This window comes from Streptomyces sp. A3M-1-3, from assembly GCF_024213665.1.
Taxonomy (GTDB): Bacteria; Actinomycetota; Actinomycetes; order Streptomycetales; family Streptomycetaceae; genus Streptomyces.
The window spans coordinates 1-13,898 of record NZ_JANAVP010000026.1 but is presented as its reverse complement, the minus strand read 5'-3'; the positions used below and the strand labels follow the sequence as shown (position 1 = coordinate 13,898).

Genomic DNA, 13,898 nt, shown 5'->3' with positions numbered 1-13,898 from the left:
AACAGTACGGCGAAGGGCCGGCCCGGAGATCTCTCCGAACCGGCCCTGACGCATGCCCGCGGGCGGACGCGCCGGACGTGTCAGTTGTCGTACTCGTCCAGCGGGGGGCAGGAGCAGACGAGGTTGCGGTCGCCGAAGGCACCGTCGATCCGACGCACCGGCGGCCAGTACTTCTCCGCCGCCGAGACGCCGGCCGGGAAGACCGCCTCCTCGCGGGTGTACGCGTGCTCCCACTCGCCGCCCAGCGCGGCCGCCGTGTGGGGCGCGTGGTGCAGCGGGTTGTCGTCGGCCGGCCACTCGCCCGAGGCGACCCGCTCGATCTCGCCGCGGATCGCGATCATGGCGTCGCAGAAGCGGTCGAGCTCACCGAGGTCCTCGCTCTCGGTCGGCTCGATCATCAGCGTGCCGGCCACCGGGAACGACATCGTCGGCGCGTGGAAGCCGTAGTCGATCAGCCGCTTGGCGATGTCGTCGACGCTGACGCCGGTGGCCTTGGACAGGGGCCGCAGGTCCACGATGCACTCGTGGGCGACCAGCCCGTTGGGGCCGGTGTACAGCACCGGGTAGTGCGGCTCCAGTCGCTTGGCGATGTAGTTGGCGCCGAGCACCGCGACCTGGGTGGCGCGCTTGAGGCCCTCGCCGCCCATCAGACGTACGTACGCCCACGAGATCGGCAGGATGCCCGCCGAGCCCCACGGGGCGGCCGAGATCGGGCCCACGCCCGTCTCCGGTCCTGCGCTCGGCTGAAGCGGGTGGTTCGGCAGGTACGGGGCCAGGTGCGCCCGGACACCGACGGGGCCGACGCCCGGACCGCCGCCGCCGTGCGGGATGCAGAAGGTCTTGTGCAGGTTGAGGTGCGAGACGTCGCCGCCGAACTTGCCCGGCTGCGCCACGCCCACCAGCGCGTTGAGGTTGGCACCGTCGACGTACACCTGGCCGCCGGCGTCGTGCACGGCCGCGCAGATGTCGGCGACGTGCTCCTCGAACACGCCGTGCGTGGACGGGTAGGTGATCATGAGCACGGCGAGCTCGTCGCGGTACTGCTCGATCTTGGCGCGCAGGTCTTCGGCGTCCACCTCGCCGTCGTCGGCGGTCTTGACGACGACGACCTTCATACCGGCCATCACGGCGCTGGCGGCATTGGTGCCGTGCGCGGAGGACGGGATCAGGCAGATGGTGCGCCGGCTGTCGCCGTTGGCCCGGTGGTACGCCCGTACGGCCAGCAGGCCCGCGAGCTCGCCCTGCGAACCTGCGTTGGGCTGGATCGACACCTTGTCGTACCCGGTGACCTCGGCGAGGCGCTCCTCCAGCTCACGGATGAGCGTGAGGTAGCCCTGCGCCTGGTCCACGGGCGCGAACGGGTGCAGCGCCGCGAACTCCGGCCAGGTCACCGGCTCCATCTCGGTGGTCGCGTTGAGCTTCATCGTGCAGGAACCCAGCGGGATCATGCCGCGGTCCAGCGCGTAGTCGCGGTCGGCGAGCTTGCGCAGGTAGCGCAGCATCGCGGTCTCGGAGCGGTGCTGGTGGAAGACCGGGTGGGTCAGGAAGTCGTCGTGCCGCAGCAGGCCCTCGGGCAGCGTGTCCGCGCCGGCCTCGTCCAGCGCCTCGATGTCGGCCTCGATACCGAAGGCGGCCCAGACGGCCATGATCTCGGCGCGGCCGGTGGTCTCGTCGCACGCGACAGAGACGTGGTCGGCGTCGACGAGCCGCAGGTTGACCCCGCCTTCACGGGCGGCGACCACGACCGCGGCTGCCTGACCGGGCACCCGTACGGTCAGCGTGTCGAAGTACGAACCATGCACGACCTCGGTTCCGCCGGCCCGCAGCCCCTCGGCGAGCAGCGTGGCGTACCGGTGGGTGCGCCGTGCGATCCCCTTCAGCCCGTCCGCGCCGTGGTAGACCGCGTACATGCCGGCCATGACGGCGAGCAGCACCTGCGCGGTACAGATGTTGCTGGTGGCCTTCTCGCGGCGGATGTGCTGCTCACGGGTCTGCAGCGCCAGCCGGTACGCCTTGTTTCCGTCGGCGTCCACGGAGACACCGACCAGACGGCCGGGCAGGCTGCGCGCGAACTTCTCGCGTACGGCCATGAAGCCGGCGTGCGGTCCGCCGAAGCCCATCGGCACACCGAAGCGCTGCGTGGTGCCGACGGCGATGTCCGCGCCCAGCTCGCCGGGCGAAGTCAGCAGGGTGAGCGCGAGCAGGTCGGCGGCGACGGTGACGACGGCGCCGAGCTCGTGGGCCCGCTCGATGACCGGCGCGAGATCGCGCACCTCACCGGAGGCGCCCGGGTACTGGAGCAGCACGCCGAAGACGCCGCGCTCGGCGGCTTCGGCCGGGATGCCTTCGGAGAGGTCCGCGACAACGATCTCGACACCGGTCGGCTCGGCGCGGGTCTCGATCACCGCGATGGTCTGCGGCAGCGTGTCGGCGTCGATGAGGAAGACACCGTCCTTGACCTTGCCCATACGGCGGGAGAGCGACATGGCCTCGGCGGCCGCGGTGCCCTCGTCGAGCAGGGAGGCGCCGGAGGTGGGCAGCCCGGTCAGCTCGGCGACCATGGTCTGGAAGTTCAGCAGCGCCTCGAGGCGGCCCTGCGAGATCTCCGGCTGGTACGGCGTGTACGCGGTGTACCAGGCCGGGTTCTCCATCACGTTGCGGAGGATCACCGGCGGGGTGAAGGTGCCGTAGTAGCCGAGCCCGATCATCGGTGCCAGCACCTGGTTGCGCTCCGCGAGGGAGCGCAGCTCGTCGAGCACCTCGGCCTCGGAGCGTGCCTCCGGGAGGCGGAGCGTTTCTGCGCTCTTGATCACGTCGGGTACCGCAGCGGTCGTGAGCTCGTCGAGCGAGCCGTAGCCGACCTGGGCGAGCATCTTCGCCTGGGCTTCGGCATCGGGGCCGATGTGGCGGTGCTCGAACGGAATGCCACGCTCCAGCTGGGCGAGCGGAATGCGGTTGGCGGTCATCGGGAGGCCTCCTGGTCTGACGCGACCTGCGAGGGGCACCAATGCGCGGGTGCCCGGACGGCCTCCCCCTCTGTCATCTCAACCTGAGAGTTTCACCGGCCCGCCGAGGCGCGCCGGCTTTCACCGTCGGTGAGGAAGGGATCCGGTACATACCGCCCGACGCCCGCCCTGCTTTCCAGAGTGACCTCGTCCGTGCGGTACGTGTGCCTGAGAGATTCCGGGGAGGATTTGCTCCTTCGGCGCCTCCGTCTACTGCATTCGGAGGACTCTCCCGCACGGGGTCAGCAGCCGACAGCCAGCCTACCAGCGCCGTCTCCGGAGGTCCCCCGAGTGGCCGCCACCCCAAATGTGCACTTTTGTAGTCTTTACGGAGCAGTTGCGACCAATTGGAGGGACCGTGCAGACCGACATCGATCCGCGCAGCCTGATCGGCCGCAAGGCGTTCGACCGCAATGGCACCAAAATCGGCACCATCGACGAGGTCTATCTCGACGATGCCACAGGAATGCCGGAGTGGGCGGCCGTACGCACCGGACTGTTCAGCCGGGACGCGTTCGTGCCGCTGGAGCCCAGCGAGGTCGTCGACGACACTCTGCGGGTGCCCTTCGAACGGGCGCTCATCAAGGACGCCCCCGACTTCGGTGTGGGCCGCCACCTCTCCCCCGAGCAGGAACTGCAGCTCTACCACCACTACGGGCTCGACGTCTCGTTCCCCGGTGGGATCGCGGGTCCTCCGCCGCCCCCCGCCCCGTCCCCCGCGGACCGCGACTTCGGCCGGCTCGCCGGCAGCGAAGACGCCTGATCCGTAGGCCCTCCGACCAGCGGCAGCGGGTCGGAGGGCGCCAGCTCCGGATCGTCGACCCGGAACGTCCGCACGCGGCCCGGCTCCGAGCCGGGCTCCTCGAACCGTACGGTCACCCGCCCGACCCCGCTCCCCTGCACCCATCCCGCCCCGTACACGGCATGCCGGACGTCATGACCGGCCGGCCAGCGCCGCTCGGGCGGGGGAGCGGGGTCCTCCGCGCCCGCCACCTCAGCCCGGTTCCCGGCGGGACCGCCGGCCAGGGACCCGGCCGGCTCCCTGGCGGCGCCCCCGGCCCGGGCGGCCGACCCTTGCCCGGCCGGGTCTCCGGCCAGGCCGTCAGTCGGCTCACCCACCGCCTCCGCGGCAGCTCCGCCGCTCCCCGCCGCCTGCGTGAACAGATCCTCCTGGGTGAAGTCCGCCAGGCCCGTGACACCCACCCCCAGCAGCCGGACCCCGCCCGTGGTGTCCACCGCCTCCAGCAGCCGCGCGGCGGCCTCGCGCACCACCGCCTGGTCGTCCGTCGGCCCCCGCAGCGTCTCCGAGCGGGTCAGCGTCGAGAAGTCGTACCGGCGCACCTTCAGAACGACCGTGCGGCCGGACCGCCCGGCCGCCCGCAGCCGCTGCGTACACCGGTCGGCCAGCCGCCGCACTTCCGTCTGCACCCGGCCCCGGTCGTGCAGGTCGACGTCGAACGTGTCCTCGACCGACACCGATTTCGCATCACGCTCGGCGACCACCGGCCGGTCGTCCAGCCCCTGCGCCATCCGGTGCAGCGAGCCGCCGTGTGCCCGGCCCAGCAGCCTGATCAGCTCGTCCTCGCCGGCCTCCGCCAGCTCCGCGATCGTGGTGATCCCGGACCGCCGCAGATGCTCACCGGTGGCCGGGCCCACGCCCGGCAGCGTCCGGACCGGCATCGGGGCCAGCAGCGCACGCTCGGTTCCCGGCTCGACGAGGACCAGCCCGTCCGGCTTGGCCTGCTCCGAGGCGATCTTGGCCACCATCTTGGACCCCGCGAGCCCCACCGAACCGGTCAGCCCGGTGGCGGCCAGGATGTCCCGGCGCAGCTGCTCCCCCGCCGCCCTCGCGGACGCCGAGTCGTCGGCCGACCCGCCTGCCTCCAGGTCGACGAAGGCCTCGTCGAGGCTCAGCGGCTCGACCAGGGGCGACAGCCGGCCGAGCAGCTCCATCACCTGCTCACTGACCGCGCGGTACAGGGAGAAGCGGGGCACGAGGTAGGCCGCGTTGGGCGCCAGCCGCCGGGCCTGCGCCATCGGCATCGCGGAGTGCACGCCGAACCGTCTGGCCTCGTACGAAGCGGTGGCGACGACGCCGCGCGGCCCGAGCCCGCCGACGACCACCGGCTTGCCGCGCAGGCTGGGCTTCGCGGCCTGCTCGGCGGCGGCGTAGAAGGCATCCATGTCGAGATGCAGAATCGTGGGCGCGGCTCTCACATCACCGATGCTGCCCTACGCCACTGACAACGCCCCGTCACGCGCGTACGGCCTCAGACGGCCCTGCTTCAGACGGCCCTGTTGCGGCGTCGGGCAAGTTCATCGGCCGGGTGGTGCCCCACCAGAGTCTCGCCGGTGTCGATGCGCTCGCCGTGCAGCTGGGACAGCGCACTCTCGACATCACGCCACACCACCCCGACGGCGATCCCGAAGATGCCCTGGCCGCCCTGGAGGAGGTCGACGACCTCGTCGGGCGAGGTGCACTCGTACACCGTCGCCCCGTCGCTCATCAGCGTCATCCGCTCCAGATCGGCGAACCCGCGAGCGCGCAGATGCTGGACCGCGGTCCGGATGTTCTGGAGAGCCACTCCCGTGTCCAGGAAGCGCTTGACGATCTTCAGGACGACGACGTCCCGGAAGCTGTAGAGCCGCTGGGTGCCCGAACCATGGGCGGGACGCACGCTCGGCTCCACCAGTCCGGTGCGCGCCCAGTAGTCGAGCTGTCTGTACGTGATCCCCGCCGCCGCACACGCGGTCGGGCCGCGGTAGCCGACCTGTTCGATCTGTTCGACCTGCTCGGGTCCGGCCGCACTGCCGTGAAGCGGGTACGGCCCGCCCTCCCCCGGACTGCGTCCGAGGGCACCCCCCGCCGTACCGTCGCCGCTGCTTCTCACGCCGACCCTCCGTCCTTGACCTGCCCTCTCGACGGTAGGCAGTCACCAGGGGTGCGTCAACGATCGCCACACTCGGCACGCCGAGTGATAATCACCCTGAGAGTGGTTTCCCGTACCCCCATGCGGGGAAAGGCTACTCGAATGCGCCGACGGCGCCCGGCGGGAAACTCACTGGCTGTTGGTCCCGAAGTCCTCCGGTGAGATCTGGTCGAGGAACTCGCGGAACTTCTCCACCTCGTCCTCCTGCTCGTCCGGGATGGCGATTCCGGCATCGTCCAGCACCCCGTCACTGCCGTAGATCGGCGTCCCGGTGCGCAGCGCCAGCGCTATGGCGTCGGACGGCCTCGCGCTGACCTCCACGCCACTGGCGAACACCAGTTCCGCGTAGAACACGCCCTCCCGCAGGTCCGTGATGCGGACCTCGGTGAGTTCCTGCCCAACCGCCTCCAGCACGTCCTTGAACAGGTCGTGGGTCAGCGGCCTCGCGGGGGCCATGCCCTGCTGGGCGAAGGCGATCGCGGTCGCCTCCCCCGGTCCGATCCAGATGGGGAGGTACCGATCGCCTCCCACTTCACGCAGGAGCACGATCGGTTGGTTGGAGGGCATTTCCACCCGGACACCCACAACGTCGAGCTCGTTCACACAGCAACCCTAGGACCTGCCCGGCAGGTTTGGGTAGTCGGGCTCCTCTGCGTCAGTGCAGGCGCACCCCGAGGGAGGTCTGCACCAACGCCGCGTGGAGGCGTACGGAGAGCGTGGCGAGCTCTTTCACGGTGGCCTCGGCGTGCGCCCTGGTCTGCGGATTGCGATGCCTGCGAAGGGGCGCCACCACCTGCTCGACCAGCCCGGCCTCCCGGTCCGCGGCGGCCTTCATGGCCCGCAGATGGCGGGGTTCGAGGCCGAAGCGGCCCAAATCCGCCACAAGTCTGGCCACGGTGACCGTCTCGGCGTCGTAGCCGCCCCCGGACGCCGGCGCGATCAGGCCGTACGACTCCCACTCGTCGAGCTGGTCCTCGCCCACCTCGGCAGCCGCGAGCAGCTCCGCCCGGCCCACCCGCGGGACCGTCGGCCGGTCCGGTTCGTGGTCGAGCGCGCCGGCCTCCGGCTCCCGCTGCGGCGCGGGAATGGACACCTGCTCCCCACGGGCCCTCGCGTCCAGGTGCTCGCGAATGACTTTCAGCGGAAGATAGTGGTCACGCTGCATGCGCAGCACCTGGGCGAGCCGCTCCACGTCCCCAGGGCTGAATTTGCGGTAGCCGGAAGGCGTGCGCTGTGGCTCGACAAGACCTTCCGCCTCCAGGAAGCGGATTTTGGAGATGGTGACTTCGGGAAACTCGTCACGCAGCAGGTTGAGCACGGTTCCGATGCTCACCAGCCGCCCGCCCGCGGTGGCGGTGCCGTGTCCGGCACCGCCCGTCGGTGTTCGCAGCATGGACCTTCCCTGACGGGTCAGATGCCCCGCTGGCTCGCGTAGAAGACCAGCCGGTACTTGCCGATCTGCACCTCGTCGCCGTTGGCCAGTGCGACGGAGTCGATCCGCTCACGGTTGACGTACGTGCCGTTGAGGCTGCCGACGTCGGCCACGGTGAATCCGCCGTCCCGGCCCCGGCGGAACTCCACATGGCGCCTGGAGACCGTTACGTCGTCCAGGAAGATGTCGCTCTGCGGGTGCCGGCCGGCCGTGGTGAGGTCGCTGTCGAGGAGGAAGCGGCTGCCCGAGTTCGGCCCGCGGCGCACCACCAGGAGCGCGGAGCCGAGCGGCAGGGCGTCGACCGCTGCCTGTGCCTCCGGGGAGAGCGAAGGCGCGGCGGTCTGCCCCGTCGCCTCCGCCTCGTACGCCTCGAGGCCGGAAATGGAGATGGTCGAGGTCGTCTCCGAGGGGCGCTCGGGGGTCAGCCCGGCCCGCAGCGGCGCTCCGCAGTTGGAGCAGAAACGACTGGCCTCGGCGTTGCGGTGCCCGCACCTCGTACAAACCGGCAAGGCCGACATGGACGGATCCTCCTGCCGCGGCTGCCCCGCAGGGGCACTGGATGCGTACGGGTCGGGTGCAAACCCTCCACCCGTACTTGAGGTTGATGGTTCCCCGAAACCTATGCGGCCCGATGCCGCAGGGTCAACAGAAGACGCGCCCGCGCCGGCGACCTCGTCGCGGAACAACGGGCGGTCCGCGCCCTGCTCCTCCGCTTCGCCATGACGCGGCGCACGATGCTTGGCGGTGCCACTGCCACCGTCCTCGCGTGCGCTCTTGCCGAACAACTTCGCAAACAACTTCACGGGCGATTCCCCTTGACCGAAACAGACCCGCCCGTGGGGCAGGACGAACCCTGAATGCACACACCTGCCGACCCGGACAATCTCACAACGTCCGTAACCACCAGACAGTTTCCACCACGCGCCGCAGTTCCGGTGCGTCGACCCCCCGCAACCCGTCTCACGACGATGACGACCGAGCGTAGTCAGGCCGCTTCGCCGGTCGCAAGGCATCCACAACGATCTTCTGAGATCGTGTCACGGTGGCGGTGGCCTGCTCCTTCTCCATCGTCTGGATCACGCCACCGGGGATGTTGAGGGCCGGCTCCAGGTCCTGCGGCTTACCGATCGCCTTGAACTCGTACGGCGGACCGATCTTGCGGCCGTCGACCCGCACGCCACCCTCGTCGTCGGTGAAGAAGGTGTTCGCCACGACCCGTACGTCGTTGATCTGGATGGCCTCGGCGCCCGCGGCCCGCAACTCCTGGATCGCGTCCAGCAGCATGTCCGCCTCGACCAGGCCCTTCGGGTCGGTGACCGTCAGGGTGATGCCCGGCCCCTGCGCGGCCACCGTGCCGGCGAGCACCCCGAGCTGCGCTTCCTTCTCCACCGTCTGCTTGCGCGCCTCTTCGGCCTGGTCGGAACTGTTCTCGAGTTCCGTGCGCTGGTCCTCCAGCCGCTGCTTCTCGTCCTGGAGCCGCTTCGTGCGGTCGTCGACCTCGTCGAGGATGCGCACGAGGTCCTCCTGGCGGGCCCCGCGCAGAGCGCTGGTGTCGCTGGTGGACCGTACCTGGATGGCCAGCCCGAGCCCCAGCACGAACAACAGCAGGGCAACGATGAGTTGGGCCCTGGACGCGCGCGGCGGCCAGAGTCCGGCGACCAGCCGCTGGCGGCCCGTCTGCTCTGCTGCCTCGGAGGGTTCTTCGGTGTTCACCGGCTCGGTGCTCATCAGCCTCACGCCCGGAACACGTGCCGCCGGATCGCGGCAGCGTTGGAGAAGATGCGGATGCCGAGCACGACGACGACACCGGTGGACAACTGGGCGCCGACGCCCAGCTTGTCGCCCAGGAAGACGATCAGCGCGGCCACCACGACGTTGGAGAGGAAGGACACGACGAAGACCTTGTCGACGAAGATCCCGTCGAGCATCGCGCGCAGACCACCGAAGACCGCGTCGAGTGCCGCCACGACCGCGATCGGAAGATAGGGCTCGACCACGGCCGGCACCTCGGGCCGGACCAACAGTCCGACCACCACTCCCACAACGAGGCCCAGTACCGCGATCACGATGCACCCTTCCCTGAGTCGGCCGCGCCCTCATCGGCGCCCTCGGCCTTCGGCTCTGCTGTACGTACGGTCAGGCTCGGGGCCGCCGGGAGCCGCACCTCGGCCTCGACGGAAATGCCGGTACTGATGCCGTAGTTCTCCTGAAGCACATGCAGGTACTGGCCATCGGCGCTGTCCTGGAACGTGGTGCTCAGGTCTTTCCCGTCCCCCACCGCGAGGACCGTGTACGGCGGCACCAGCGGCTTGTTGTCGACCAGTATGGCGTCGCCGGCCGCCCTGATCGCGGACAGGGCGGTCAGCCGCTGCCCGTTGATCGAAACCGCCTCGGCGCCGGACTGCCAGAGCCCGTTGACGACCCGCTGCATGTCGCGGTCCCGTACCCGGCCCGTGTCCGAGAAACCGGCACTGTCCCGCGGCCCGCCGCCCCCCTGCGAAGCGTCCTTGGCGTCGTCGATGACCAGCTTCACTCCGGGGCCGCTGACCTCGGTGGCGCCGGACAGCAGCGCCACGAGTTCGGCCTGGTCGCCACCGTGCCTCTTGAGTGCCTCGCGCTGCCGGCTCGCCACGTCGTCGCTGAGGCCGTCCACGTCCTTCTCCAGCGCATCGGCCGCCGATGTCTCCCTGCCGATGCGGTCGATGAGCTCCTGACGCTCCTTGGCCAGGACCGGAGCTGATATCTGCGCCTGAGCCGCACCGAGCGTCACCACGAGGGCTGCCAGCACCAGACCGGCCGCCAGCCCGAGCTTCGCCCGCAATGTGCGGGGCATCCCCGCACTGCCCTCGGCCTCGCGGCGGGCGGACGCCTCGGCGTACCCGTCGTCGAGACTGTGGTCCATCACGTCGGTCAGCAGCGACATGGACGCATCGGGCCGCGGCGGCGGCGAGGCCGTGCTCCGAACGGGGGGCTGCTGCGACATGCCGCACATCGTCGCACGTCGGCAGTGCTACCGCCGAATGGCCCCACCGGTGTGCCGGGCGGCGTCGTCCAACGCCTCCCGGCACACCGCTGACACGTCAGTGACCTGCGCTGTCCACCACGGCCGACCACTCGTCGAGGAGGGCCTGCGCGGACGCGTCGTCGGGCCCTTCCGCCCACAGATGGGTGACGGCCTCCGCAGGGTCGGGCAGCACCATTACCCAGCGTCCGTCGGCCTCGACCACACGCACGCCGTCCGTGGTGTCCACCGACCTGTCTCCGGCGGCCTCGACCACCGTGCGCATGACCAGGCCCTTGACCGCCCATGGCGTGGCCAGGTCACGGCGGAGCACATGAGCCCGCGGAATGCGCGCGTCGATCTGACTCAGCGTGAGCTGCGTCCTGGCCACGAGACCGATCAACTGCACAAAGGCGGCCGTCCCGTCGAAGACGCTGCTGAACTCGGGCACGATGAAGCCGCCGCGCCCGTCTCCGCCGAAGATCGTCGTCTCCGCGCGGCCCACCCGGGTCAGATCGTCCGGAGACGTTGTCGTCCACTCCACCTGCGTGCCGTGGTACGCGGCGACCTGCTCGGCGATCCTCGTGGTCGTCACCGGCAGCGCCACCCGCCCGCTACGCCGCTCGGCGGCAACCAGGTCGAGAAGCACCAGCAGGGCGCGGTCGTCCTCGATGATCCGGCCGCGTTCGTCCACGAGCGACAGCCGCTCGCCCACGGTGTCGAAGCGCACCCCGAAGGCCGCACGTGCCGAGGCAACGATCTCGCCGAGCCGCACCAGCCCCGAGCGCCGCGCGTCGGGCGTCTCGGTCGGCCGGGATTCATCGAGTCCCGGATTGATGACGAGGGAGTCCACGCCCAGTCGGCCCAGCAGGCTGGGAAGCACCAGCCCGGCGCTGCCGTTGGACGCGTCCACGACGACCTTCAGGCCCGACTCGGCCACACCGGTCGTGTTCACATGCCGCAGGAGCGAACCGGTGTACGAGTCGAAGACGCTCGCGGGGAACTGGAGGTCGCCGATCTCCCCGGGGAAGGCCCGCCGGTACTCCTGGCGCGCGTACACGCGATCCAGCTTTCGCTGGCCCGCCTGCGACAGATCCGCTCCCCGCTCGTCAAAGAACATGATGTCCACCGAGTCGGGCACGCCGGGTGAGGTGCGCACCATGATTCCGCCGGCGCTGCCGCGGGCGGTCTGCTGCCGGGCCACCGGCAGCGGTACGTTCTCGAGGTCGCGTACGTCGATGGCACTGGCCTGCAGGGCCGAGATCACCGCGCGCTTGAGCGCGCGGGCACCACGCGAGTGGTCACGCGCCGTGGTGACCGTGGAGCCCTTCTTCAGCGTGGTGGCATAGGCCCCGGCCAGCCTGACGGCCAGTTCCGGTGTGATCTCGACGTTCAGAATCCCGGAGACCCCGCGTGCGCCGAAGAGGTGCGCCTGCCCGCGCGACTCCCAGATGACCGATGTGTTGACGAACGCGCCGGCCTCGATCGTCTTGAACGGATAAACGCGGACATTGCCCTGGATGATCGATTCCTCGCCCACCAGGCACTCGTCACCGATCACCGCACCGTCTTCGATACGGGCGGCCCGCATGACGTCGGTGTTCTTGCCGATGACACAGCCGCGCAGATTGCTGTGCTGGCCGATGTAGACGTTGTCGTGGATGACGGTCCGGTGAAGGAACGCCCCCGACTTCACTACGACATTGGACCCCACGACGGTGTGCTCACGGATTTCCACATCGGCTTCGACCTTCGCGTAGTCACCGATGTAAAGCGGCCCTCGGAGCACCGCGTCGGGATGCACCTCGGCACCCTCGGCGACCCATACACCGGGCGAGATCTCGAAGCCGTCGATATCGACGTCGACCTTGCCTTCGAGTACGTCGGCCTGGGCCTTGACGTAACTCTCGTGCGTACCGACGTCTTCCCAGTAGCCCTCGGCGATATAGCCGTAGATGGGCTTGCCTTCCTTCATCAGCTGCGGGAAGACATCGCCGGACCAGTCGACGGGAACATCGGCCTCCACGTAATTGAAGACCTCCGGCTCCATCACATAGATGCCGGTGTTCACCGTGTCCGAGAAGACCTGGCCCCAGGTCGGCTTCTCCAGGAAACGTTCGACCTTTCCTTCTTCGTCCACGATCGTGATGCCGAATTCGAGTGGATTGGGCACCCGGGTCAGGCACACCGTGACGAGGGCGCCCTTCTCCTTGTGAAACCTGATCAGGTCGGTCAGGTCGAAGTCGGTAAGCGCATCGCCGGAAATGACGACGAAGGCGTCGTCCTTCAACGCCTCCTCAGCATTCTTCACGCTGCCGGCGGTACCGAGTGGCTTCTCCTCATTGGCATAGGTGAGCTCCATACCGAGCTCTTCGCCGTCACCGAAGTAGTTCTTGACGAGGGATGCCAGGAACTGCACGGTTACGACGGTCTCATTGAGCCCATGCCGCTTGAGCAGCCGCAGCACATGCTCCATGATCGGCCGGTTCACCACCGGCAGGAGTGGCTTGGGCATACTCGAGGTCATGGGGCGAAGGCGAGTGCCTTCACCACCAGCCATCACAACGGCCTTCATGTCGGAAGCGTCCTCCTTGAAGAGACGACGGTCTAGCCGACTGCGCCCGTCCGGACATACCCGCAGATGAGAGCGCGGGGGTTCGGGGCCATTGCTCAGCGCCGCACGAGCGAGCTCAATCGGCTGCAGCGTCCGCCTTGACGAGGCGGCGGACCTGAACCACGTAAAGGATCCCTGCCCACCAATAGAGGGTTGTACCCCATCCTGCGAACGCCCATCCGAAAACTGCGGCCAGCGAGGCGAGCCAGGTGCTGCCGTCACTGAGTAGAAGCAACGGGAAGGCATACATGAGGTTGAAGGTCGCGGCCTTCCCGAGGAAGTTCACCTGGGGGGGCGGATAGCCGCGTCGGCGGAGGATCCACACCATCACCAGCAGCATCAGCTCACGGGCCAGCAAGGCCGCGGTCAGCCAGAGAGGCAGGATCTCCCGCCACGTCAGCCCCAAGAGGGTGGAAAGGATGTACAGCCGGTCGGCAGCCGGGTCGAGCAGACGTCCGAGGCTGCTGACCTGGTTCCAGCGCCGGGCGAGCTTTCCGTCGAGGTAGTCACTCACTCCACTGAGCATCAGGACGAGCAGGGCCCAGCCGTCACTCCTGGGTCCGCCGAACTCGGGCAGCAGGATCAGCCACAGGAACAAGGGCACGCCGGCGAGGCGAGCCATGCTCAGGATGTTGGGGATGGTGAGGACCCGGTCCGTCTGAACGCGAGTCTCCTGGACCTCCACCCGGGGGCCTCCAGTGAGAAACGTACCAACGATGCCTCATGACCTTACCTTCAGCCACGGCCGCCCGGTGCACGGGGTGCCGGCTGGCCCCCTGAACGCAGAAAAGCCCCGCACCATAAGGTGCGGGGCTTTCCCACAATGATTGTTCGGCGGTGTCCTACTCTCCCACAGGGTCCCCCCTGCAGTACCATCGGCGCTGAAAGGCTTAGCTTCCGGGTTCGGAATGTAACC

Annotated in this window: 12 protein-coding genes, 1 rRNA gene and 1 riboswitch; of the genes, 1 reads left to right on the top strand and 12 read right to left on the bottom strand. The window is 69.2% G+C overall.

Annotation, left to right across the window (positions count from 1 at the left end; all coding sequences use genetic code 11):
• Nucleotides 1–80: 80 nt before the first annotated feature.
• Nucleotides 81–2,966, bottom strand: a complete 2,886-nt coding sequence (gene gcvP / locus NLX86_RS25575) for an aminomethyl-transferring glycine dehydrogenase (protein WP_254374137.1) — start codon at nucleotides 2,964–2,966, stop codon at nucleotides 81–83.
• 185 nt (nucleotides 2,967–3,151) lie between these two features.
• A riboswitch (glycine riboswitch) is annotated at nucleotides 3,152–3,250 on the bottom strand.
• A gap of 101 nt (nucleotides 3,251–3,351) precedes the next feature.
• Between gcvP and NLX86_RS25570 the strand changes: the two genes are divergently transcribed.
• Nucleotides 3,352–3,768, top strand: a complete 417-nt coding sequence (locus NLX86_RS25570) for a PRC-barrel domain-containing protein (RefSeq protein ID WP_254374225.1) — start codon at nucleotides 3,352–3,354, stop codon at nucleotides 3,766–3,768.
• On the opposite strand, the gene NLX86_RS25565 is transcribed toward NLX86_RS25570, so the two are convergent.
• The 11 genes from NLX86_RS25565 to rrf form a co-directional block, all read right to left on the bottom strand.
• On the bottom strand, nucleotides 3,657–5,222 hold the full coding sequence (locus tag NLX86_RS25565) for a DNA polymerase IV (RefSeq protein WP_254374136.1): 1,566 nt from the start codon (nucleotides 5,220–5,222) through the stop codon (nucleotides 3,657–3,659). The genes NLX86_RS25570 and NLX86_RS25565 overlap by 112 nt on opposite strands.
• Before the next feature lie 68 nt (nucleotides 5,223–5,290).
• Nucleotides 5,291–5,896, bottom strand: a complete 606-nt coding sequence (locus NLX86_RS25560) for a MerR family transcriptional regulator (RefSeq protein ID WP_254374135.1) — start codon at nucleotides 5,894–5,896, stop codon at nucleotides 5,291–5,293.
• Nucleotides 5,897–6,064: 168 nt separating this feature from the next.
• The gene (locus tag NLX86_RS25555; RefSeq protein WP_006123076.1) at nucleotides 6,065–6,538 is read right to left on the bottom strand and encodes a bifunctional nuclease family protein; all 474 of its coding nucleotides are present in this window, start codon (nucleotides 6,536–6,538) and stop codon (nucleotides 6,065–6,067) included.
• Nucleotides 6,539–6,590: 52 nt separating this feature from the next.
• On the bottom strand, nucleotides 6,591–7,328 hold the full coding sequence (locus tag NLX86_RS25550) for a MerR family transcriptional regulator (protein WP_254374134.1): 738 nt from the start codon (nucleotides 7,326–7,328) through the stop codon (nucleotides 6,591–6,593).
• A gap of 17 nt (nucleotides 7,329–7,345) precedes the next feature.
• Complete coding sequence (locus NLX86_RS25545; RefSeq protein WP_254374224.1) at nucleotides 7,346–8,278, bottom strand: FHA domain-containing protein; 933 nt, start codon at nucleotides 8,276–8,278, stop codon at nucleotides 7,346–7,348.
• A gap of 49 nt (nucleotides 8,279–8,327) precedes the next feature.
• The gene (locus NLX86_RS25540) at nucleotides 8,328–9,095 is read right to left on the bottom strand and encodes a DUF881 domain-containing protein (protein WP_254374133.1); all 768 of its coding nucleotides are present in this window, start codon (nucleotides 9,093–9,095) and stop codon (nucleotides 8,328–8,330) included.
• Nucleotides 9,096–9,100: 5 nt separating this feature from the next.
• Nucleotides 9,101–9,433 (bottom strand): small basic family protein, encoded by a 333-nt coding sequence (locus NLX86_RS25535; protein ID WP_003970459.1) that lies wholly within the window; start codon nucleotides 9,431–9,433, stop codon nucleotides 9,101–9,103.
• Nucleotides 9,430–10,350, bottom strand: coding sequence for a DUF881 domain-containing protein (locus NLX86_RS25530; protein WP_254374132.1), 921 nt, complete (start codon nucleotides 10,348–10,350; stop codon nucleotides 9,430–9,432). Before NLX86_RS25530 ends, NLX86_RS25535 begins: the two co-directional genes overlap by 4 nt.
• A 97-nt stretch (nucleotides 10,351–10,447) precedes the next feature.
• Nucleotides 10,448–12,943 carry a mannose-1-phosphate guanyltransferase gene (locus tag NLX86_RS25525; RefSeq protein ID WP_254374131.1) on the bottom strand — a complete coding sequence of 832 codons (2,496 nt, stop codon included), beginning with the start codon at nucleotides 12,941–12,943 and terminating at the stop codon, nucleotides 10,448–10,450.
• 115 nt (nucleotides 12,944–13,058) lie between these two features.
• Nucleotides 13,059–13,667: a CDP-alcohol phosphatidyltransferase family protein gene (locus NLX86_RS25520; RefSeq protein WP_254374130.1), complete on the bottom strand. Its 609-nt coding sequence runs from the start codon at nucleotides 13,665–13,667 to the stop codon at nucleotides 13,059–13,061.
• Between the two features lie 144 nt (nucleotides 13,668–13,811).
• Nucleotides 13,812–13,898 (bottom strand): 5S ribosomal RNA (rrf, locus tag NLX86_RS25515); the annotation flags it as partial.

Bases quoted from the DNA above. Each gene is read 5' to 3' on its own strand.
- gcvP (WP_254374137.1), bottom strand. From the start codon at position 2,966: ATGACCGCCAACCGCATTCCGCTCGCCCAGCTGGAGCGTGGCATTCCG.
- NLX86_RS25550 (WP_254374134.1), bottom strand. From the start codon at position 7,328: ATGCTGCGAACACCGACGGGCGGTGCCGGACACGGCACCGCCACCGCG.
- NLX86_RS25540 (WP_254374133.1), bottom strand. From the start codon at position 9,095: ATGAGCACCGAGCCGGTGAACACCGAAGAACCCTCCGAGGCAGCAGAG.
- NLX86_RS25530 (WP_254374132.1), bottom strand. From the start codon at position 10,350: ATGTCGCAGCAGCCCCCCGTTCGGAGCACGGCCTCGCCGCCGCCGCGG.
- NLX86_RS25525 (WP_254374131.1), bottom strand. From the start codon at position 12,943: ATGAAGGCCGTTGTGATGGCTGGTGGTGAAGGCACTCGCCTTCGCCCC.